General features: G+C 74.2%; 18 protein-coding genes. 15 read left to right on the forward strand and 3 right to left on the reverse strand.

Annotation, left to right across the window (positions count from 1 at the left end; translation table 11 throughout):
• Nucleotides 1-127 precede the first annotated feature (127 nt).
• The 6 genes from ABD296_RS39785 to ABD296_RS39810 all read left to right on the forward strand — a co-directional run bounded on the left by ABD296_RS39785 (nt 128) and on the right by ABD296_RS39810 (nt 6,136).
• On the forward strand, nt 128-547 hold the full coding sequence (locus ABD296_RS39785) for a DUF948 domain-containing protein (RefSeq protein ID WP_344280131.1): 420 nt from the start codon (nt 128-130) through the stop codon (nt 545-547).
• Nucleotides 544-864, forward strand: a complete 321-nt coding sequence (locus ABD296_RS39790; protein ID WP_344280134.1) for a DUF6167 family protein — start codon at nt 544-546, stop codon at nt 862-864. The genes ABD296_RS39785 and ABD296_RS39790 overlap by 4 nt, the downstream gene beginning before the upstream one ends.
• A gap of 2 nt (nt 865-866) precedes the next feature.
• The gene (gene alaS / locus ABD296_RS39795; protein WP_344280137.1) at nt 867-3,536 is read left to right on the forward strand and encodes an alanine--tRNA ligase; all 2,670 of its coding nucleotides are present in this window, start codon (nt 867-869) and stop codon (nt 3,534-3,536) included.
• 96 nt (nt 3,537-3,632) lie between these two features.
• Nucleotides 3,633-4,091 (forward strand): Holliday junction resolvase RuvX, encoded by a 459-nt coding sequence (ruvX, locus tag ABD296_RS39800; RefSeq protein ID WP_344280140.1) that lies wholly within the window; start codon nt 3,633-3,635, stop codon nt 4,089-4,091.
• Complete coding sequence (mltG, locus tag ABD296_RS39805) at nt 4,088-5,254, forward strand: endolytic transglycosylase MltG (RefSeq protein WP_344280143.1); 1,167 nt, start codon at nt 4,088-4,090, stop codon at nt 5,252-5,254. Before ruvX ends, mltG begins: the two co-directional genes overlap by 4 nt.
• A 48-nt stretch (nt 5,255-5,302) precedes the next feature.
• Nucleotides 5,303-6,136, forward strand: a complete 834-nt coding sequence (locus ABD296_RS39810; RefSeq protein ID WP_344280219.1) for a shikimate dehydrogenase — start codon at nt 5,303-5,305, stop codon at nt 6,134-6,136.
• Between the two features lie 11 nt (nt 6,137-6,147).
• On the opposite strand, the gene ABD296_RS39815 is transcribed toward ABD296_RS39810, so the two are convergent.
• The gene (locus ABD296_RS39815) at nt 6,148-7,533 is read right to left on the reverse strand and encodes a prenyltransferase/squalene oxidase repeat-containing protein (RefSeq protein WP_344280146.1); all 1,386 of its coding nucleotides are present in this window, start codon (nt 7,531-7,533) and stop codon (nt 6,148-6,150) included.
• A gap of 126 nt (nt 7,534-7,659) precedes the next feature.
• Here ABD296_RS39815 and ABD296_RS39820 point away from each other — a divergent pair, with 126 nt between their 5' ends.
• Nucleotides 7,660-8,421, forward strand: a complete 762-nt coding sequence (locus tag ABD296_RS39820) for an HIT family protein (RefSeq protein ID WP_344280149.1) — start codon at nt 7,660-7,662, stop codon at nt 8,419-8,421.
• Here ABD296_RS39820 and ABD296_RS39825 read toward each other — a convergent pair.
• Together ABD296_RS39825 and ABD296_RS39830 are read right to left on the reverse strand one after the other, a co-directional pair.
• On the reverse strand, nt 8,397-9,362 hold the full coding sequence (locus ABD296_RS39825) for a carbohydrate kinase family protein (protein WP_344280152.1): 966 nt from the start codon (nt 9,360-9,362) through the stop codon (nt 8,397-8,399). The genes ABD296_RS39820 and ABD296_RS39825 overlap by 25 nt on opposite strands.
• A gap of 8 nt (nt 9,363-9,370) precedes the next feature.
• The gene (locus ABD296_RS39830) at nt 9,371-9,868 is read right to left on the reverse strand and encodes an NUDIX hydrolase (RefSeq protein ID WP_344280155.1); all 498 of its coding nucleotides are present in this window, start codon (nt 9,866-9,868) and stop codon (nt 9,371-9,373) included.
• A 519-nt stretch (nt 9,869-10,387) separates the two neighbouring features.
• Here ABD296_RS39830 and infC point away from each other — a divergent pair.
• The 8 genes from infC to pheT all read left to right on the forward strand — a co-directional run bounded on the left by infC (nt 10,388) and on the right by pheT (nt 18,718).
• On the forward strand, nt 10,388-11,023 hold the full coding sequence (infC, locus tag ABD296_RS39835) for a translation initiation factor IF-3 (RefSeq protein WP_455363874.1): 636 nt from the start codon (nt 10,388-10,390) through the stop codon (nt 11,021-11,023).
• 374 nt (nt 11,024-11,397) lie between these two features.
• Entirely contained in the window at nt 11,398-11,592 is a 195-nt protein-coding gene (gene rpmI, locus ABD296_RS39840) for a 50S ribosomal protein L35 (protein WP_067468638.1), read from the forward strand.
• Between the two features lie 69 nt (nt 11,593-11,661).
• Nucleotides 11,662-12,030 carry a 50S ribosomal protein L20 gene (rplT, locus tag ABD296_RS39845; protein WP_151544049.1) on the forward strand — a complete coding sequence of 123 codons (369 nt, stop codon included), beginning with the start codon at nt 11,662-11,664 and terminating at the stop codon, nt 12,028-12,030.
• Between the two features lie 34 nt (nt 12,031-12,064).
• Complete coding sequence (locus tag ABD296_RS39850; protein WP_344280176.1) at nt 12,065-12,880, forward strand: TrmH family RNA methyltransferase; 816 nt, start codon at nt 12,065-12,067, stop codon at nt 12,878-12,880.
• Between the two features lie 348 nt (nt 12,881-13,228).
• Entirely contained in the window at nt 13,229-13,762 is a 534-nt protein-coding gene (locus ABD296_RS39855; RefSeq protein WP_344280179.1) for an STAS domain-containing protein, read from the forward strand.
• 143 nt (nt 13,763-13,905) lie between these two features.
• Nucleotides 13,906-14,997: a sensor histidine kinase gene (locus ABD296_RS39860; RefSeq protein WP_407061565.1), complete on the forward strand. Its 1,092-nt coding sequence runs from the start codon at nt 13,906-13,908 to the stop codon at nt 14,995-14,997.
• 134 nt (nt 14,998-15,131) lie between these two features.
• Nucleotides 15,132-16,241: a phenylalanine--tRNA ligase subunit alpha gene (pheS, locus tag ABD296_RS39865; protein ID WP_344280185.1), complete on the forward strand. Its 1,110-nt coding sequence runs from the start codon at nt 15,132-15,134 to the stop codon at nt 16,239-16,241.
• Nucleotides 16,241-18,718 carry a phenylalanine--tRNA ligase subunit beta gene (pheT, locus tag ABD296_RS39870; protein WP_344280188.1) on the forward strand — a complete coding sequence of 826 codons (2,478 nt, stop codon included), beginning with the start codon at nt 16,241-16,243 and terminating at the stop codon, nt 18,716-18,718. Before pheS ends, pheT begins: the two co-directional genes overlap by 1 nt.
• Nucleotides 18,719-18,757 lie beyond the last annotated feature (39 nt).

Genomic DNA, 18,757 nt, shown 5'->3' on the forward strand with positions numbered 1-18,757 from the left:
CGGCCCGCCCGGCCGGCGCCCGCCGCCGCCCGGGCCCTGACCGGCGCCCACGCCCCGCGCCCGTGCCGGTAAGGTCTGTCAGGCCAATGCCCGGCCAGGGCCGGAACCACAGCGAACGGAAGCCCTCATGCTCACTGGTGGACAGCTAGCAGGTCTCATCGTGGCCGTGTTCTGGGCTGTGCTCGTCGCGTTCGTCGCGCTGACGCTGCTGCGCCTCGCCCGGTTGCTCGGCGAGGCCAGCAAGCTCGTGCGCGACCTCGGCGACCAGGCGGCCCCGCTGCTGGACGACATGACGACCACGGTGAAGCGGGCCAACGAGCAGCTCGGCCGCACCGACGTCATCACCAAGCAGGTCGCCGGCGTCACGCAGAACGTCTCGGCCGTCACCACCGTGATGACCTCGGTGGTCGGCGGGCCGCTGGTGAAGGCCGCCGCCTTCTCCTACGGGGTGCGCAAGGCGCTGAGCGGCCGCGACGGGGACGGCCGGTCCGACGCGTCCGCGCGTCCGCAGCTTCAGGCCCGCTCCTCCGGGAAGGGGCGCAAGTGAAGAGGCTCTTCTGGCTGTCGGTCGGCGCGGGCGCGGGCGTCTACGCCACGCACCGCGTCAAGCGCAGGGTCGAGCGGTTCGCGCGCAGCTGGTCCCCGGAGGGGGTCGCGGCGCGGGCGGTGACGACCGGGCAGTCCGCCGGCGAGCGGTTGAGGCTTTTCGCGGCCGACGTGCGTACCGGGATGCAGGCCCGCGAGGAGGAGCTGCGCGAGGCCGTCCGGATGGACCAGGCTCCGCCCGAGACCCCGGGGCCGCGGCCCCGCCGGGTGCTGCGGGCGCGTTACACGATCATCGACGACGAGAAGGATGGCCACTGATCATGGAGTCGGCAGAGGTGGCGCGCCGCTTCCTGAAGTTCTTCGAGGAGCGCGGGCACACGGTGGTGCCCTCCGCCAGCCTGGTCGCCGAGGACCCGACCCTGCTGCTGGTGAACGCCGGGATGGTCCCGTTCAAGCCGTACTTCCTCGGCCAGCGCACCCCGCCGTCGCAGCGGATGACCAGCGCGCAGAAGTGCGTCCGGACGCCCGACATCGAAGAGGTCGGCAGGACCACCCGGCACGCCACGTTCTTCCAGATGCTGGGCAACTTCTCGATCGGCGACTACTTCAAGGAGCAGGCGATCCCGTTCGCGTGGGAGCTGCTGACCCGCTCCCGTGAGGACGGCGGCTTCGGCTTCCCCGAGGACAGGCTCTGGGTGACCGTCTTCCAGGACGACGACGAGGCCCGCGACCTGTGGCACAACAAGGTCGGCGTCCCCCTCGACCGCATCCAGAAGCGCGGTATGGAGGACAACTTCTGGTCGATGGGCGTCCCCGGTCCCTGCGGCCCCTGCTCGGAGATCTACTACGACCGCGGCCCCGAGTACGGGCGCGAGGGCGGCCCGGTCGCCGACGAGGACCGCTACCTCGAGGTGTGGAACCTCGTCTTCATGCAGTTCGAGCGGGGCCCCGGCGACAGCAAGACCGACTTCCCGATCCTCGGCGACCTGCCCGCCAAGAACATCGACACCGGCATGGGCCTGGAGCGCATGGCGGCGATCCTGCAGGGCGTCGACAACATCTACGAGACCGACACCCTGTGGCGCGTCCTCGACCGCGCCGCGAACCTGACCGGCTCGGCCTACGGGCGCGACCACCGCTCCGACGTGTCGCTGCGCGTCATCGCCGACCACGTCCGCAGCGGGACGATGATGGTCGCCGACGGCATCCGCCCCGGCAACGAGGGCCGCGGCTACGTGCTGCGCCGCATCCTGCGCCGCTCCATCCGGAACCTGCGGCTGCTCGGCGGCCAGGACGCCGGGCTGATGCACGAGCTGACCGGCGTCGCGATCGCCGCGATGGGCGAGCAGTACCCCGAGCTGGTCCGCACCGCCGCCAACATCCACACGGTCATCGACGCCGAGGAGGAGTCCTTCCTCCAGACGCTGCGCACCGGCACCGCGATCTTCGACACCGCGGTGGAGGAGACCCGGCGCTCGGGCGGGAGGACCCTGGCCGGCGCCCAGGCGTTCAAGCTGCACGACACCTACGGCTTCCCGATCGACCTGACCCTGGAGATGGCCTCCGAGGCCGGCCTGCAGGTCGACGAGGACGGCTTCCGCCGGCTGATGAAGGAGCAGCGGGACCGCGCCAAGCAGGACGCCCGCGACAAGAAGACCGGCAACCTCGACGTGTCGGTCCTGGACGAGCTGCTCACCGGCGCCGGCGGCAAGGTCGACTTCATCGGCTACCACGACGTCACCGCCGACGCCCGGCTCGTCGGGCTGCTGGTCAACGGCGCCAACGCGCCCGCGGCCGGCGAGGGCACCGAGGTCGAGGTCGTCCTCGACCGCACCCCGTTCTACGCCGAGGGCGGCGGCCAGCTCGCCGACCAGGGCGTGATCCGGCTCGGCAACGGGGCGGTCATCGACGTGCACGATGTGCAGGCTCCGCTGGCCGGCCTGATCGTGCACCGCGGCCGGGTCCGCAGCGGCGAGGCGCAGGCGGGCGACTCCGCGCACGCCGAGATCGACCTGACCCGGCGCGCCGCGATCTCCCGCTCGCACACCGCGACCCACCTGGTGCACGCCGGGTTCCGCCGGGCGCTCGGCGAGTCCGCCGCGCAGGCCGGCTCGGAGAACTCGCCAGGCCGGTTCCGGTTCGACTTCACCGCCTCCGGCGCCGTCCCGACGAGCGTGCTGCGCGACGTCGAGGACGAGGTCAACGAGGTCCTGATCGGCGACCTGGACGTGCGGGCGTTCCACACCTCCATCGACCAGGCCCGCGCCATGGGAGCGCTCGCGCTGTTCGGCGAGAAGTACGGCGACGAGGTCCGCGTCGTCGAGGTCGGCGACTACTCCCGCGAGCTGTGCGGCGGCACGCACGTCGCCCGGTCCGGGCAGCTCGGCCTGGTGAAGGTGCTGGGCGAGTCGTCCATCGGCGCGGGCGTGCGCCGCGTCGAGGCGCTCGTCGGCATCGACGCGTTCCGGTTCCTGGCCCGCGAGAGCGTGCTGGTCGCGCAGCTCGCCGAGCAGATGAAGGCGCGCAAGGAGGAGCTGCCCGAGCGCGTCTCCGGCGTCGTCGGCCGCCTCCGCGAGGCGGAGAAGGAGCTGGAGAAGCTGCGCTCGCAGCAGATCCTCGCCGTCGCCGGGTCCCTCGCCGACGGCGCGAAGGACGTGAACGGCACCGCGTTCGTGGGGCACCGCGCCCCCGACGGCACCGGCGCCGACGACCTGCGCAAGCTCGCCGTGGACGTGCGGGGCCGGCTGCAGGCCCGGCCCGCCGTCGTGATGGTCACGGGCGTGCCGAAGGACCGTCCCGTCGTGGTCGTCGCCGTCACCCAGGGCGCGCGCGAGCGCGGCCTGAAGGCCGGCGCGCTCGTCGGCCTGGCCGCCAAGACCCTCGGCGGCGGGGGCGGAGGGAAGGACGACCTGGCGCAGGGCGGCGGCGCCAACGCCGCCGCGATCGACGACGCGCTCGCCGCGGTCGAACGAGCCGTAGGGGCCGCGTGAGCCCCGCCGGCGGGTTAGGGGGCGGCGCGCGATGAGGCCCGTGCGCGGCGCGGCGCCGGACGGCGGGCGCCCCGGACCGTCGAGCGGAGCGAGGCGATGAGGCAGGGCGTGCGGCTCGGGGTGGACGTGGGGAGCGTCCGTGTGGGGGTCGCCCGGTGCGACCCCGGCGGGATCCTCGCCTCACCCCTGGAGACCGTGAAGGCGGGGAAGGGCGAGATCGACCGGATCGCCGATCTCGTCGCCGAGCACGAGGCGATCGAGGTCGTCGTCGGGCTGCCGACGTCGCTGTCGGGCCGGGAGGGCCCGGCGGCGCAGTCGGCGCGCAGGTTCGCCGCCAGGCTGGCGGACCGCCTCCCCCCGGAGGCGGTCCGGCTGTACGACGAGCGGCTCACCACCGTCACGGCCGAGAGCGGCCTGCGGGCCGGCGGGATCCGGGGCCAGGCGCGCCGGAAGGTCGTCGACCAGGCCGCGGCCGCCGTCCTGCTTCAGGCGGCCCTGGACGGGGAACGGTTGACCGGGCGCCCCCCAGGCGAGATCGTCCGGGGGAGCTCATGAGCGATTTGGACCTCTTCTCCGATCCGTACGGCGACCCGTACGGCGAGGGGCAGCCGCAGGAACCGCCGAGCCGGCGGGACCAGCGGCGCGCCCGCAAGCGGCAGAAGCGCCGGCGCAGCGGCCGCGCGGCGTTCCTGTTCGCGCTGGCGTTCATCGTCGCGGTGTTCGGCACCGCCGGCGTGTTCGGCGCCGCGATCCTGGACAACCGGCTGCACCCGCCGGACTACTCCGGCTCCGGTTCCGGCAATGTCACGGTCCAGGTGAAGGACGGCGCGAGCGGCGCGGTGATCGGCGCGACGCTGCAGGAGCACCACGTGGTGAAGAGCACGCGGGCCTTCGTGAAGGTCTACAACGGCGAGACCCGCGCCTCCAGCATCCAGCCGGGCTTCTACCAGCTGCGCCGCGAGATGTCGTCGAAGGCGGCGATGGCGCTGCTGCTCGACCCGAAGTCGCGGGCCGGCAACCAGATCACGATTCCCGAGGGCCGCCGCGCGCTCGAGGTCTTCCAGCTGCTGTCGAAGAAGACCGGCATCCCCGTCCGGGACTTCCAGGCGGTCGCGAAGAGCACGCAGGGACTGGGGCTGCCGTCGTACGCGGGCGGGAAGCTGGAGGGCTTCCTGTACCCGGGCCGCTACGACCTCGACCCGAACGGGTCGGCGCGGAACATCGTCAAGCAGATGGTCGACGCGTTCAACAAGGAGGCGAGCAGCTCCGACCTGGAGGGCAAGGCGAAGGAGGCGGGCCTGAGCCCGCTGAAGGTGCTGACCCTGGCCAGCCTGGTGCAGGCCGAGGGTGGCAAGCCGAGCGACCTGCCCAAGATCTCGCGCGTGATCTACAACCGGGTGAAGACGGGAATGGCGCTCCAGTTCGACACCACCGTCCTGTACGCGCTGAACAAGCGGACGCTGGACGTGCGGAACAAGGACCTCGAGGTCGATTCGCCGTACAACACCTACAAGCACAAGGGTCTCCCGCCGGGGCCGATCAGCAACCCCGGCCCGGACGCCATCGACGCCGCGCTGTCGCCCGCGGCCGGGGACTGGCTGTTCTTCGTGGCCACCGACCCGACGCACAAGATCACGAAGTTCGCCACCACCGACGCGCAGCGCCAGCAGCTGGAGCAGGAGTTCCGCGAGTGGCAGAAGAAGCACCCGAACGGCTGACGCGTGGCGGACCGGAACGAGCAGAGGGGGAGCGGGCAGGTGGGTGACGTGCGGCGGGCCGCCGTGCTGGGAGCGCCGATCGCGCATTCGCTGTCGCCGGTGCTGCACCGGGCGGCGTACGCGGCGATGGGCCTGGACGGGTGGCGCTACGACGCCGTCGAGTGCGGCGAGGACGGCCTGGCCCGGCTGCTGGACGGCCTCGGCCCCGAATGGGCGGGCCTGTCGCTGACCATGCCGCTCAAGCGGGTCGCGCTGAAGCTCGCCGACTCGGTGTCGGACCTGGCCGAGCACGTCGGCGGTGCCAACACCCTCGTCCTGCGGGACGGGCGCCGGCACGCCGACAACACCGACGTGCACGGGATCGTGACCGCGCTCACCGAGGCGGGCCTCGGCTCGCCGGGGACCGTCCTGGTGCTGGGCGGCGGCGCCACCGCCGCGTCGGCACTGGCCGCGCTCGCCGAACTGGGCGTAGGGGAGGCGGTCCTCGCGGTGCGCAGCCCCGACCGCGCCGCGGAGGCGGCCTGCGCGGGCGAGCGCTGCGGGCTCGCGGTGCGGGTCGTCACCCTCGACCGCGTCCCCGACCACCTGCCCGCCGGGCTGGTGGTGTCGACGCTGCCGGGCCGTGCCGCCGACGCGTTCGCCGGCCCGGTCGCCGCGTCCGGCGCGGCGCTGTTCGACGTGGTCTACGCGCCGTGGCCGACCGCGCTCGCCGCGGCGGTCGAGCGCGCCGGCGGCACGGTCGTCGGCGGCTTCGAGATGCTGCTGCACCAGGCCGTCCGGCAGGTGGGGCTGATGACCGGCCGCGACGACGTGCCGGTGGCGGCGATGCTCGCCGCAGGCGAGGGCGAACTGGCCCGCCGGGCCGCGGCCCCCGCCGGCTGAGGCGCCGCGGGCTAGGGCGCCGCCGGGGGAGGGCCGCGCGGCGTCCGCCGCCGTTTCAGCGACTCGTCCACGCTGGCCAGCACGATCGGCACGATCACGCTCAGCCAGAAGTCGCGCCACCCCCACGCTCCGAGCGTGACGCCGAACGCGCTGGACACGCAGACGAACCCGAGCACGAGCGCCGACCAGTGCCGCCGCACCAGCGCCACCGGGTCGACGAGCCGGCGGTGCGGCAGCAGCGCCGCCACCGGCAGCTCCCGCGCGTGGGCGCGCTGCACGACGGTCGCGTCCGGGAACCAGTGCAGAACGTCCGCGGTCCCGGCGAGTGGGACGCGGGTGAACGCGATCAGCGTCTCCAGCCGCCACCACAGCGTCCACAGGGACGTGCGGGCGCCGCCCGGCAGGCCGTTGCGGCGCGGATCGGCGACCTCGCCGCGCACCAGCGTCCGGAAGGCGCGGGCGATCGTCGGGCCGTGCGGGCCGCGCGGGTCGTGCAGCAGCGCCGTCAGCGCGATCGGCAGCCCGTAGTGCCACAGGGCCAGCCGCCACACCGGCCGCGACCCGAGGCCGTGCGGCGACACCTCGTAGGTCTCGATCCAGGCGTGCTCGTCGTCGGGGTCGAGGTGCGCGAGCAGCCAGTCGTAGGCGTCCAGCAGCCGCTCGGTCCGCAGCCGGGGGCGCGCCTCCGCCAGCGTCACCAGAACGAACGCGGTGTGCGTGACGGTCGGCGCGGCCGTCGGCACCGGGCCCCAGGCGGGCCGGTGCGCGGTCCGGTCGGCGGTCAGCCACTCCACGCCCCGGTCCACCGCCGGGTCGTAGGGGTTGAGCTGGGCGAGCGCGCGCAGCGCCAGGCAGGTCTGCCACACCCGGGACGCGGCCCCGTACAGCGAGCCCCAGCCGCCGTCGGGATTCTGGTTGCGCAGCAGCCACCGGTAGGCCCGCCGCAGGTCCGGGGCGTCCTCGCGCAGGTCGCAGCGGGCGCGGGCGAGGAACCGGGCGATCCAGCCGGTCGCCTCCACGACCGGCATGCCGAGGCTGGTGCGGGTCGCCCAGCCGCCGTCGCGCAGCGCGTCGGCGGAGGCGGCCTGCCGCTCGGCCAGGAACGCCAGGCCCTCGTCGAAATGCTCGAACGGGCGGCCCGCCTCCACGAACGCCAGCAGCCCGAGCGCCGTCGCGGTCGTCCCCGGCTCGGGGCGCGCCAGCTCGTGGTACCAGCCGCCGCCGGTGCCGGGCGCGGGCGCGTAGGTGTCGCGCAGGACGTCGAGGGACTCGTTCAGCCGGGCCTCCAGGACGGCCATGTCGATGACCGGTGCGGCGGCGGCGCGGGTGCGGGAGGACGCGGTGGCGGGAGCGGCGGCGCGGGGCGCCTGTGCGGGGAGCGGAGGGGTCTGGTTCACGATGTTGCCTTCTGTTCCATATGTGCCCGTTCGGCCATGCTTTGTACCCCGTGGGTTCCATGTCTGTATCCGCCGCCGCACAGATCACCGGTGCCGGCCGCCGGGCACGCTGGAAGACGACCGCCCGTGCGTCCCGTGGTGCTGGAGGAGGCGTTGGCCGAGCCATCGGTGCAGCCCGGCCGCGAGTGCGTGCTGTGCCCGCCCCTCCGGTACCGGATCAACGCCATGGCCGACCTGCCGGGGGAGGCGTCCGTCATCGCCCGGGACCGCGACTTCCTGCTGATGCCCGACGTCGCGCCGCTCGCCGACGGTCACCTGCTCCTCGTCACGCGGCGGCACCGCCAGTGCGCGGGCGACTTCGGCGAACCGCTGTGGGACCTCGCGCTGTGGTGGCGCGACCACGTCGCCCGCCTCTACCGGCAGGCCTACGGCACCGGCGAACTGCTGCTGTTCGAGCACGGGCCCGCGCTGTCACAGGGCGGCGGCGCGTGCATCGACCACGCGCACTGGCACTTCCTCCCCGGCGTCCACGGGATCCGTGCCGTGGTGGAGGGGCGGGGCCTGCCGGGGACGCCCGCCGGGTACGCGGCGCTCCGGGCGCGCTTCCGCACCGGCCACTCCTACCTCCTCATCGAGGAGCAGGGGACGGCCACCGTCCATCCCGGCGACGGGGTGCGCGGCCAGTTCCTGCGCTGGGCCGTCACCGTCGCCCTGCACGGCGAGACCGCGGGGAACGCGGTGCCCGCCATGGCCTGGCGCTGGCAGGAGACGTTCGGCCTCCCCGACAGCCGCCGGCGGTTCCTGCGCACCGTGCGCGCGATGCGCCGCGCGGCTGCCGCCCTCGACCGCCCGCCAGACGACGATCACCGCGACGACAGCCACCAGTAGAGCTCGCACGCCGCCAGCCGGTCACCGAACCCCGCCCGCTCGGCGCCGTCGCGGTATCCGGTCGGGTACTCCATCAGCAGATGGTCATGCCGGTAGGCCAGCACCCGCTCCAGCTGGGTGGCGCCGAACCGCAGCAGCCACAGCGGACGCCCGGTGACCGCCCGGTCCAGCACGGGCGACAGCGCCCGCACCTCGCCCGGCCCCGCCGGCACCGGCCGCCCGAGCAGCCGCGCCAGCGTCGGCGCCTCGGAGATCACCACGTCCGCGGCCGACAGCAGCGGCAGCACCTCCGCCGCCGGAAGCCGCGCGTCGACGTCGTGCGGAACCAGGTCGAAGGCCACCAGCGTCCCGGCCGCGCGGGCCGTCCGCGCCGCCGCGTGCAGCGCCGCCCGCGACACCGGCGACAGCAGCGAATACCCGTCCAGGAACAGCACGTCCGCCCGGCGGATCCCGGCCGCGGCGGAGCGGACCTCGGACTCGGTGAGCCGCCGGCCCGGCGCGTCCTGCTCGGCCACCAGCAGCCGGACGCCCGGCCCTTCGCCGGCCGGCCGGTCGCGCACCATCAGCGTCACCCCGTTCGCCGCGCCCGGCTCGACCCGCAGCCGGTCGCGGGCGCCGATCCTGCGCAGCTCCCGCCGGATCACCGCGGTGAAGTCGTCGTCGCCCACCTTCGCCAGCACGCTCACCCGGCGGAAATGGGCGACCGCGCACCGCGCCAGGTTCACCGCCGTCCCCGCGACCAGGGCCCGCGCCGGCGCGTAGCAGAGCCGGTCGGCGGTCAGCTCGCCGAACCGGACGTCGTCCAGCGCGGCCCGCACCTCGATCCGCACGTCGCCGATGACGACCAGGGAGAAGCGGCGCCGGCCGGTCCCGTCGAGGCCGGGCCACCGCACGGGGGAGGGGAGGGTCCCGGCGCCGCCCGTGCCCGCGCCCGCGCCCATCCGGCCGGTCAGCAGGGAAGCCGCAGGAACGCCCGCATCACCGGACGCAGGCTCGGGATCAGCTCGTAGGCGCCCAGTTCGTGGAGCGGCACCCAGGCGCAGCCGTCCAGGTGGTCGCTCTCGTCCCGGTTGCCGAAGCCGACGTCGAACGTCAGCGGATGGCACCGGCGCGCCGCCGCCACGACCCGGATCAGCCCTTCCCGCGCCGCCGGAGACCGGTCGGCCATGAACCACTGCCAGAGATGGAACGGCGGGCCGGGATCGACCTTGAGGCCGACCTCCTCCCAGACCTCCCGCCGGATGTGGTCGTCGAGGTCCAGGTCGTCCTCGACCTCCAGCCGCCCGCCCGGGACCTCCCAGCGGCCGGGGTGGAAGGGGTCGGACGCCGCCTTGCGCACCAGCAGCAGCCGGCCGGCCGCCACGATGAACGCCTTCTGCGCGAACTGCAGGCGGACGGGTGACGAGGCGGTGAGGAAGCCGGCCGAGCCGGTCTCGACTGAGGGCATCGCGTGAATACCTCTCTGGCACCGGCCCCACCGGGCCGTCGTGGCATCACCGTAACAAGGCGGACGTCCGCCGCCGAGGCACCCGCCCGGCCAGAAGACCGTCACCTCGCGCGCGAATCGACGGCCGTACGGGGATTCGCGACCGGTACGCATGCGGGTGGGCTTCGCAAGCACGCTTACGACTCGACCGCCGGGCGCCCGCCGCCGGGGAATGCGGCGCCCCGCGGGCGGGTTGTACGGGTCGGCGTACTTCGCGGGCGAAGACGCGGATCCTGGGCGGCGCAAGCGGCTTGCGCAGGTGATAGTCTTAGTGCCCGACCGGCCCTGTGGGCATGACCGATGAGGTCGTGTGCGCGGGGCGCTCAAGCGGAGGCCACCTCCCACCTGACCGGCCGCGAGGCCGGTGGGTATCGGTCCGGCGAACGAGCCGCGCGCTCGTCTCGCCGTCGTCCCCGGACGGTTCCGCCGTACGGGGAGACCGAAGGTGGCCCCGTACGTGAGTCGTGCGGGGCTTTTCGCGTGAGAGCCTCGGGGTACGACCGGTCCCAGAACTTAGAACGGCCCCAAGGAGGTCCCATCAGCGCCGAACCGCGTATCAACGACCGCATTCGCGTGCCCGAGGTCCGGCTCGTCGGCCCGAACGGCGAACAGGTGGGCATCGTGCCCATCGCCAAGGCCCTTGAACTCGCGCGTGAGTCGGACCTCGACCTGGTCGAGGTGGCGCCCACCGCGCGCCCGCCCGTCGCCAAGCTCATGGACTACGGCAAGTTCAAGTACGAGTCCGCGATGAAGGCGCGTGAGGCGCGGAAGAACCAGGCGCACACGATCATCAAGGAGATCAAGCTCCGCCCGAAGATCGACCCGCACGACTACGAGACCAAGAAGGGTCACGTGGTGCGGTTCCTGAAGGCCGGGGACAAGGTGAAGGTCACGATCATGTTCCGTGGTCGTGAGCAGTCCCGCCCCGAGCTCGGTTTCCGGCTGCTGCAGCGGCTCGCCGACGACGTCGAGGACCTCGGCTTCGTCGAGTCGCGGCCCAAGCAGGACGGCCGCAACATGATCATGGTGCTCGGTCCGCACAAGAAGAAGGCGGAGGCCAAGGCCGAGCAGCGCGCGGCGACCCGCGAGCACGACGCCGCGCACGAAACGGCCTGACCGGACGCCCGACCGCGCGAGCGCGACGCCGGCCGCGAAGGCGGCCACGGCGCCCGGTCGTGAACGCCCGACCGCGGTGCCCGGCCCGGTGCTGCCCGCACGAGAGCGGAGCGCACCGGGCGCGGTGCCCGCGTGACCGTGGTGCCGGATCGGCCGCGATGCCGGTCCGGCCGCAATGCCCGCGGCCCGCAAGGGCCGCCGGACCCCCGCTCCGGCGGCGGGCCCGTCCGCGTCCTCGTGGCTTTCGCGGGGTCGCTACGCACGTACATTGAAGCCTGACCTGGCGCGCCGCACGCGTCCCAGCGCGACGCGCCGATCAGGTGCGCTCCCGTGCCGCCGCACGGGAGCCGGGAACGAGGGAGACGACGGCGACCATGCCGAAGACCAAGACCCACAGCGGTGCCAAGAAGCGCTTCAAGCTGACCGGCTCCGGCAAGGTGATGCGCCGCCGCGCCAACAAGAACCACCTGCTCGAGCACAAGCCCACCAAGCGGACGCGCCGCCTGTCCGGCCCCGCCGTGGTGGCCGACGCCGACGCCAAGAACATCAAGAAGCTGCTGCGCAAGTAGCACCCGACCGGCAACATCGACGACCGGCCGGCGCCAGGACGGCTCCGGCCCCCACGAAGGAGTCAGCACGTGGCACGCGTGAAGCGGGCGGTCAACGCCGCCAAGAAGCGTCGGGTCGTTCTGGAGCGGTCGAGCGGCTACCGCGGCCAGCGTTCGCGGCTGTACCGCAAGGCCAAGGAGCAGCAGCTCCACTCGATGACCTACGCCTTCCGGGACCGCAAGGACCGCAAGGGCCAGTTCCGCCGGCTGTGGATCCAGCGGATCAACGCCGCCGCCCGCGCCAACGGCATCACCTACAACCGGTTCATCCAGGGCCTGAAGGCCGCCGAGGTCGAGGTCGACCGGCGCATGCTGGCGGAGCTCGCGGTGAACGACGCTCCCGCGTTCGCCGCCCTGGTCAAGGTGGCCAAGGACGCCCTCCCGGCGGAGGCCGCCTGAGCCGGGCGACCTGGCGACGGGCGGGTACGGCGACATGGCGGGCCGCGAGCTGACCTCTATCCGATCACCACGGGTGAAGGCCGCTCGACGGCTCGCCAAACGCGCCTTCCGGCGCCGTGAGGGGCGGTTCCTCGCCGAGGGGCCGCAGGCGGTGCGGGAGGCGCTGGAGATCCCCGGCGGGCTGGCCGAGCTGTTCACCACGGCCGAGGCCGAGACCCGTCACCCCGACCTGGTCGGCGCCGCCGAGCGCGCCGGTGTCCCGGTGCTGCGGGTCAGCGGCGAGATCATGGCGGAGCTGGCGCAGACCGTCACGCCGCAGGGGCTGCTGGCGGTCTGCGGGTTCGTGGACGTCCCGCTGGCGGGCGCGCTGGAGGCCGGCCCCCGGCTGGTGACGGTCCTCGCGCACGTCCGCGACCCCGGCAACGCCGGGACGGTGCTGCGCACCGCCGACGCGGCGGGATCGGAGACGGTCGTGTTCACCGACGCGTCCGTCGACCCCTACAACGGCAAATGCGTGCGCGCCTCGGCGGGCAGCCTGTTCCACCTGCCGGTGGTGGTCGGGCCGCGTTTCGACACGCTGATCCCGGAGCTGAAGCGGGCGGGGCTGAGAGTGCTGGCCGCCGACGGCGCCGGTGACCGCACCCTGGACGAGGCCATCGACCAGGGACTGCTGGCGCAGCCCACCGCCTGGGTGTTCGGCAACGAGGCGTGGGGGCTGCCCGAGGAGATCCTCCGGCACGTGGACGAGGTGGTCCGGGTCCCGATCTACGGCCGGGCCGAGAGCCTCAACCTGGCGACGGCCGCGGCCGTCTGCCTGTACGCCTCGGCGCGGGCACAGCGCCGGGCCTGAATCCGCGCACGTCAGGACGCGGCGCGGAACGGGCCGGAGGCGAGGACGGACGGGGGCCGTGAGCGCACCCCCGGACACGTACGAGCGGCCGCGACGGTTCAATGCGTTGCGTGGCCGGTTGGCCGCAAGCGGTCGCCTTCGGGTCCGTTTCGTGGCAGGTGAACTGCGAAGATGGTCTTCCCGTGAGCGGAGGGGCAGGGGGCCCGCCGGCACGGGGGACTCATTCCCAGGTAGGAGCGGGATACCGGTCCGGCGGTGGATCTCATCCGCCCGGCCCGCTGCCTACGGTGTTGACCAGGGGCGTTGACCAGGGCGGCAACGGTGCCGCGCAGAGTGGGGGCGAACGTGATGACCGAGGAGACCAGGCCGGCGAGACGGCCGGGGCGGCGCGCACCGGAGGTCCGGTGCCGGACGGGCGCCGCGCAGGCCGCGCCCCGCGGCTCCGCGGCACCCGGGGAGGCCCTCCCCGGTACCGATCGCCAGGACGCGGCTGCGCTCGGCGCGACCGCCGTGCCGGCCCCGGTGGCCGGCCTGGCGATCGAGGTCGCCGAGCCGCGGCCCGGGACCGCGGTCGTCACGGTGACCGGCGAGATCGACCTGCACACCGCGGACACGCTGCGCGCCCGGCTGGTCGAGGCGCACGCCGCGGGGTCGCGCCGGCTGGTGGTCGACTTCGCCGCGGTCCCGTTCTGCGACGCGGCCGGGCTCGGCGCGCTCGTCGGCGCGCACAACGAGATCTCCGGCTCCGGCGGCGAGATCGTGCTGGCCGGGGTGCGGCCGGCCCAGCTGCGGCTGCTGCGGATCACCGGGCTGCACCGGTTGTTCGTGCTGCACCCGGACGTCGCGGGCGCGCTCGCCGGCTCGCCGACCGGCTCGCGCTGACGCCCGCCGCGGCCCGTTCCGGGCCCTTCCCGGCGGCTACAAATGCCTTGCCGCGAGGCGTTCTCCGGGTCCCGTAAGGGGCCCGACTGCGGATAGAGTCTCTTCTCGACAGGCCGCGCTCTACCGGTGTTCTGGAGGCCGCTGTGGGCGGAGAGGAACCCCCCGGCGTGGCCGCGCGCGCACTTTCCGGGCCGGGGGAGGCCGACGACCTGCCCGACGGGCTGCTGGTCGCCGACCGCGAGGCCCGCGTCGTGGTGTTCAACGCCGCCGCCGCGCGGATGACCGGGATCGCCGCCGCGGCCGCGCTGGGCCGCGACTTCCGCGACGTCCTGCCGCTGCACGACGCCGAGGGCCGCGACTGGTGGAAGTGCCTGGCGCCCTACGAGGGCCTCGTCACCCGCACCCGGCACCCGGAGCGGTCGCTGTTCCTGCCCGGCGGCACCGAGCTGCTGGTCACCGCCGGCTACCGGCGCGGCGAGGGCGGCCGGGTCGAGCGGTTCACCGTCTGCCTGCGCGACGCGCAGCACCGCGCCCGCCAGGAGCGCGACCGCGCCGACCTGGTCTCCACGGTCGCGCACGAGCTGCGCTCGCCGCTGACCAGCGTCAAGGGCTTCACCGCGACGCTGCTGGCCAAGTGGCACCGCTTCAACGACGACCAGAAGCGGGTCATGCTGGAGACGGTCAACGCCGACGCCGACCGGGTCACCCGGCTGATCACCGAGCTGCTGGACGTGTCCCGGATCGAGGCGGGCCGGCTGGAGATGCGCCGCCAGGTCGTCGACCTGCCGGACGAGGTCCGAAAGGTGATCGCGGGCCGGGTCGCGGCCGGCGACGCCGAGGACCGGTTCCGCTTCGAGGTCCGCGGCGAGCTCCCCGAGATGTGGCTGGACCCCGACAAGATGGACCAGATCCTCGGGAACCTGGTGGAGAACGCGGTGCGGCACGGCGCCGGCACTGTCACCATCGTCGTGGAGCCGGACGCGCACAAGGAGGGGGCGGCCGTGTCGGTCCGCGACGAGGGCGAGGGCATACCGCCCGAGGCCGTCCAGCGCGTCTTCCGGCAGTTCTGGCGCGGCCCGGGCGGCAACCGGCGCGGCGGCACCGGGCTCGGCCTGTACATCGTGAAGGGCCTCGTCGAGGCGCACGGCGGCGCGATCACCGTGCGGCGCGCGCCCGGCGGCGGCGCCGAGTTCCGATTTACCGTGCCCGCCGGGGCCCCCGACCACGCGAGCTGAGCCCTTCCGGGCGCGGCCCGCCGCCGCGGAAGGGCACCGGGCGGGCCGCGCGTCACGCGCACGCTTTCCGGATCTTCACCGTCCGCGCACTAGACTGCGGGCGTCCCACGCCGACCGGAGTCGATCACACCACCATGTCTGCACCCAACAAGTCCTATGACCCCGTCGAGGTCTCCGCACTGCGGCCCGAGCAGCTGGAGCGGGCCCGCGACGAGGCGCTCGCGGCGATCGCCGCGGCCGCCGACCTCGACGACCTCAAGCAGGTCCGCCTGGCGCACGCCGGCGACCGCTCCCCGCTGGCCCTGGCCAACCGGGAGATCGGCGCGCTGCCGCCGGCGGCGCGCGCCGACGCGGGCAAGCGCATCGGCGCCGCCCGCGGCGCGGTGTCCAAGGCGCTGAAGGAGCGCCAGGCCGTCCTGGAGGAGGAGCGCGACCAGCGGGTCCTCGTCGAGGAGACCGTCGACGTCACGCTGCCCTGGGACCGCGCGCAGCGCGGCGCGCGGCACCCGCTGACCACCATGCAGGAGCGGATGGCCGACGTCTTCGTCTCCATGGGCTTCGAGATCGCCGAAGGTCCCGAGGTCGAGGCGGAGTGGTTCAACTTCGACGCGCTCAACTTCAAGCCCGACCACCCGGCCCGCACCATGCAGGACACCTTCTTCGTCGAGTCGGAGGAGGCCGGGCTGGTGATGCGCACGCACACCTCGCCGGTGCAGATCCGGGCGCTGCTGTCGCGCCCGCTGCCGGTGTACGTGGTCGCGCCGGGCCGCACGTTCCGCACCGACGAGCTGGACGCCACGCACAGCCCGGTGTTCCACCAGCTGGAGGGGCTCGCGGTCGACGAGGGCCTGACCATGGCGGACCTGCGCGGCGGCATCGACGCGTTCGTCACCGGCATGTTCGGCGAGGGGCTGAAGACCCGGTTCCGGCCGTCGTACTTCCCGTTCACCGAGCCGTCGGCGGAGGTGGACATGCAGTGCTTCGTGTGCCGGGGCGCGTCCGCCGAGCCGGGCGGCGAGCCGTGCCGCACCTGCGGTTCGGAGGGCTGGATCGAGCTGGGCGGCTGCGGCATGGTCAACCCGCGGGTGCTGGTGGCCTGCGGCGTCGACCCGGACCGCTACAGCGGCTGGGCGTTCGGGCTGGGCGTCGAGCGCGCGCTGATGTTCCGGCACGGCGTGGAGGACATGTACGACATGGTGGAGGGCGACGTCCGGTTCACCCTCCCGTTCGGGATGGAGATCTGATGCGGGCCCCGCTTTCCTGGGTGCGCGAGCACGTCGAGCTGCCGGCCGGCGTGACCGGCCGGGACCTGGCCGCGAAGCTGATCGCGGCGGGCCTGGAGGTCGAGACGGTCGAGCAGCTCGGCGCCGACGTCTCCGGGCCGCTCGTGGTCGGCGAGGTCCTGGCGATCGAGGAGCTGACCGGCTTCAAGAAGCCGATCCGCCACTGCCAGGTGGACGTCGGCGACGCCAACGGCACCGGCGAGCCGCAGAACATCGTCTGCGGCGCCACGAACTTCGCGGTCGGCGACCGCGTCGTGGTGATCCTGCCCGGCGGCGTGCTGCCCGGCGGGTTCGAGATCGGCGCCCGCAAGACCTACGGCAGGACGTCCGAGGGCATGATCTGCTCGGTCACCGAGCTCGGCATCGGCGACGACCACGGCGGCATCCTGGTGCTGCCGCCGGACGCCCCGGTCGGCGCGGACGCCGTCGGGCTGCTCGGCATCCGCGACGACGTGCTGGACATCGCCGTCACCCCGGACCGCAGCTACGCGCTGTCGATCCGCGGCATCGCCCGCGAGGCCGCGATCGCCTACGGCGTCCCGTTCGAGGACCCGGCGGACGTCGAGCTGCCCGCCAAGAACGGCGAGGCCTACCCGGCGAGCATCGGCGACCCGACCGCGTGCGACCGGTTCGTCCTGCGCGAGGTGCGCGGCTTCGACCCCGACGCGCGGACGCCGATGTGGATGCAGGTCCGCCTGCACCGCGCGGGGATGCGTCCGGTGTCGCTGGCGGTCGACGTCACCAACTACGTGATGCTGGAGCTCGGGCAGCCGCTGCACGCGTTCGACCGGGCCAAGCTCACCGGCCCGATCGTGGTGCGCCGCGCCGCCAAGGGCGAGAGCCTGGAGACCCTCGACCACGTCGAGCGGAAGCTGGACCCCGAGGACATCCTCATCACCGACGAGTCGGGCCCGATCTCGATGGCCGGCACGATGGGCGGCCTCGCTACGGAGATCGACGACCGGTCGGCCGACATGGTCATCGAGGCCGCGCACTTCGACGCGATCGGCACGGCCCGGATGAGCCGCCGCCACAAGCTGCACAGCGAGGCGTCCTACCGGTTCGAGCGCGGCGTCGACCGCGAGCTGCCGCTGTACGCCTCTTACCGCGCGGCGCGGATGCTCGCCGACCTCGGCGGCGCGGAGATCGTCCCGGGCGTCACCCACGCCGAGGCACCGGCCGAGCGGGTCACGATCACCATGCCGGCCGGGCATCCGGACCGGGTCGCGGGCGTGTCCTACGGCCGCGGCACGGTCGTCCGCCGACTGGAGGAGATCGGCTGCACGGTCGAGGGGGACGACGTCCTCAGCGTGGCGCCGCCGTCGTGGCGGCCCGACCTCACCGACCCCAACGACCTCGCCGAAGAGGTCATCCGGCTGGAGGGCTACGAGAACATCCCGGCCCGCGCGCCGCGCCCGTCCGCCGGGCGGGGCCTGACGATCCAGCAGCGGCTGCGCCGCCGCGTCGGCCGCGCGCTCGCCGGCGCCGGGTACGTCGAGGTGCTGGCGTTCCCGTTCGTGTCCGCGAAGGACTGGGACGACCTGCAACTGCCCGCCGACGACGCGCGCCGCCGCACCCTGCGGCTGGCGAACCCGCTGTCGGAGGAGGAGCCGCTGCTGCGGACCACGCTGCTGCCGGGGCTGCTGCGGACGCTGGCGCACAACGTGGGCCGCGGCTTCCCCGACACGGCGCTGTTCGAGCTGGGCGTGGTGTTCCGGCCGCGTCCGGACGCGCCGGAGCGGTCGCCGCGGCTCGCGGTGGACCGCGGCCCGACGTCCGACGAGGTCGCGTCCGTCGAGGCGGCGCTGCCCGACCAGCCGCACCGGGTGGCGGCCGTGCTGTCCGGCGACCGCGAGCCGTCCGGCTGGTGGGGCGGGGGGCGCCCGGCGCTGTGGGCGGACGCGGTGCAGGCCGCGCGCACGGTGGCGGCCGAGGTCGGCGTGGAGCTGACGGCGCGGGCCGACCAGCACGCGCCCTGGCATCCGGGCCGCTGCGCCGCGCTGTACGTGGGCGACACGCTCGTCGGACACGCCGGTGAGCTGCACCCGCGCGTCACCAAGGCGTACGGGCTGCCGGCGCGCACCTGCGCGATGGAGCTGGAACTGCGCCGGCTGGGCGAGCCGGTGGCCGTCCGCGCGCCGCACGTGTCGACCTACCCGGTCGCGACGCAGGACGTGGCGCTCATCGTCGGCTCGGAGGTGCCCGCCGCGGACGTCGAGGCGGCGCTGCGCGACGGCGCGGGCGACCTGCTGGAGTCGATCCGGCTGTTCGACGTCTACACCGGCGAGCAGGTGGGGGAGGGCCGCAAGTCCCTGGCCTACTCGCTGCGGTTCCGGGCGCCCGACCGCACCCTCACCGCCGAGGAGGCGTCGCAGGCCCGGGACGCCGCGGTCGTCGTCGCCGCCGACCGGACCGGCGCCGTCCTCCGCGGCGCCTGACCGTCCTTCCCGAGGGCGCTCCCGCGCGCTGCGCGGGAG

The organism is Actinomadura napierensis (genome assembly GCF_039529375.1).
GTDB classification, from domain to species: Bacteria; Actinomycetota; Actinomycetes; order Streptosporangiales; family Streptosporangiaceae; genus Spirillospora; species Spirillospora napierensis.

What these genes read in the sequence shown, in the direction of transcription:
- ABD296_RS39785 (WP_344280131.1), top strand. Translation starts at nt 128, where the DNA reads ATGCTCACTGGTGGACAGCTAGCAGGTCTCATCGTGGCCGTGTTCTGG.
- alaS (WP_344280137.1), top strand. Translation starts at nt 867, where the DNA reads ATGGAGTCGGCAGAGGTGGCGCGCCGCTTCCTGAAGTTCTTCGAGGAG.
- ruvX (WP_344280140.1), top strand. Translation starts at nt 3,633, where the DNA reads ATGAGGCAGGGCGTGCGGCTCGGGGTGGACGTGGGGAGCGTCCGTGTG.
- mltG (WP_344280143.1), top strand. Translation starts at nt 4,088, where the DNA reads ATGAGCGATTTGGACCTCTTCTCCGATCCGTACGGCGACCCGTACGGC.
- ABD296_RS39825 (WP_344280152.1), bottom strand. Translation starts at nt 9,362, where the DNA reads ATGGGCGCGGGCGCGGGCACGGGCGGCGCCGGGACCCTCCCCTCCCCC.
- ABD296_RS39830 (WP_344280155.1), bottom strand. Translation starts at nt 9,868, where the DNA reads ATGCCCTCAGTCGAGACCGGCTCGGCCGGCTTCCTCACCGCCTCGTCA.
- rpmI (WP_067468638.1), top strand. Translation starts at nt 11,398, where the DNA reads ATGCCGAAGACCAAGACCCACAGCGGTGCCAAGAAGCGCTTCAAGCTG.
- ABD296_RS39850 (WP_344280176.1), top strand. Translation starts at nt 12,065, where the DNA reads ATGGCGGGCCGCGAGCTGACCTCTATCCGATCACCACGGGTGAAGGCC.
- ABD296_RS39855 (WP_344280179.1), top strand. Translation starts at nt 13,229, where the DNA reads ATGACCGAGGAGACCAGGCCGGCGAGACGGCCGGGGCGGCGCGCACCG.
- pheS (WP_344280185.1), top strand. Translation starts at nt 15,132, where the DNA reads ATGTCTGCACCCAACAAGTCCTATGACCCCGTCGAGGTCTCCGCACTG.
- pheT (WP_344280188.1), top strand. Translation starts at nt 16,241, where the DNA reads ATGCGGGCCCCGCTTTCCTGGGTGCGCGAGCACGTCGAGCTGCCGGCC.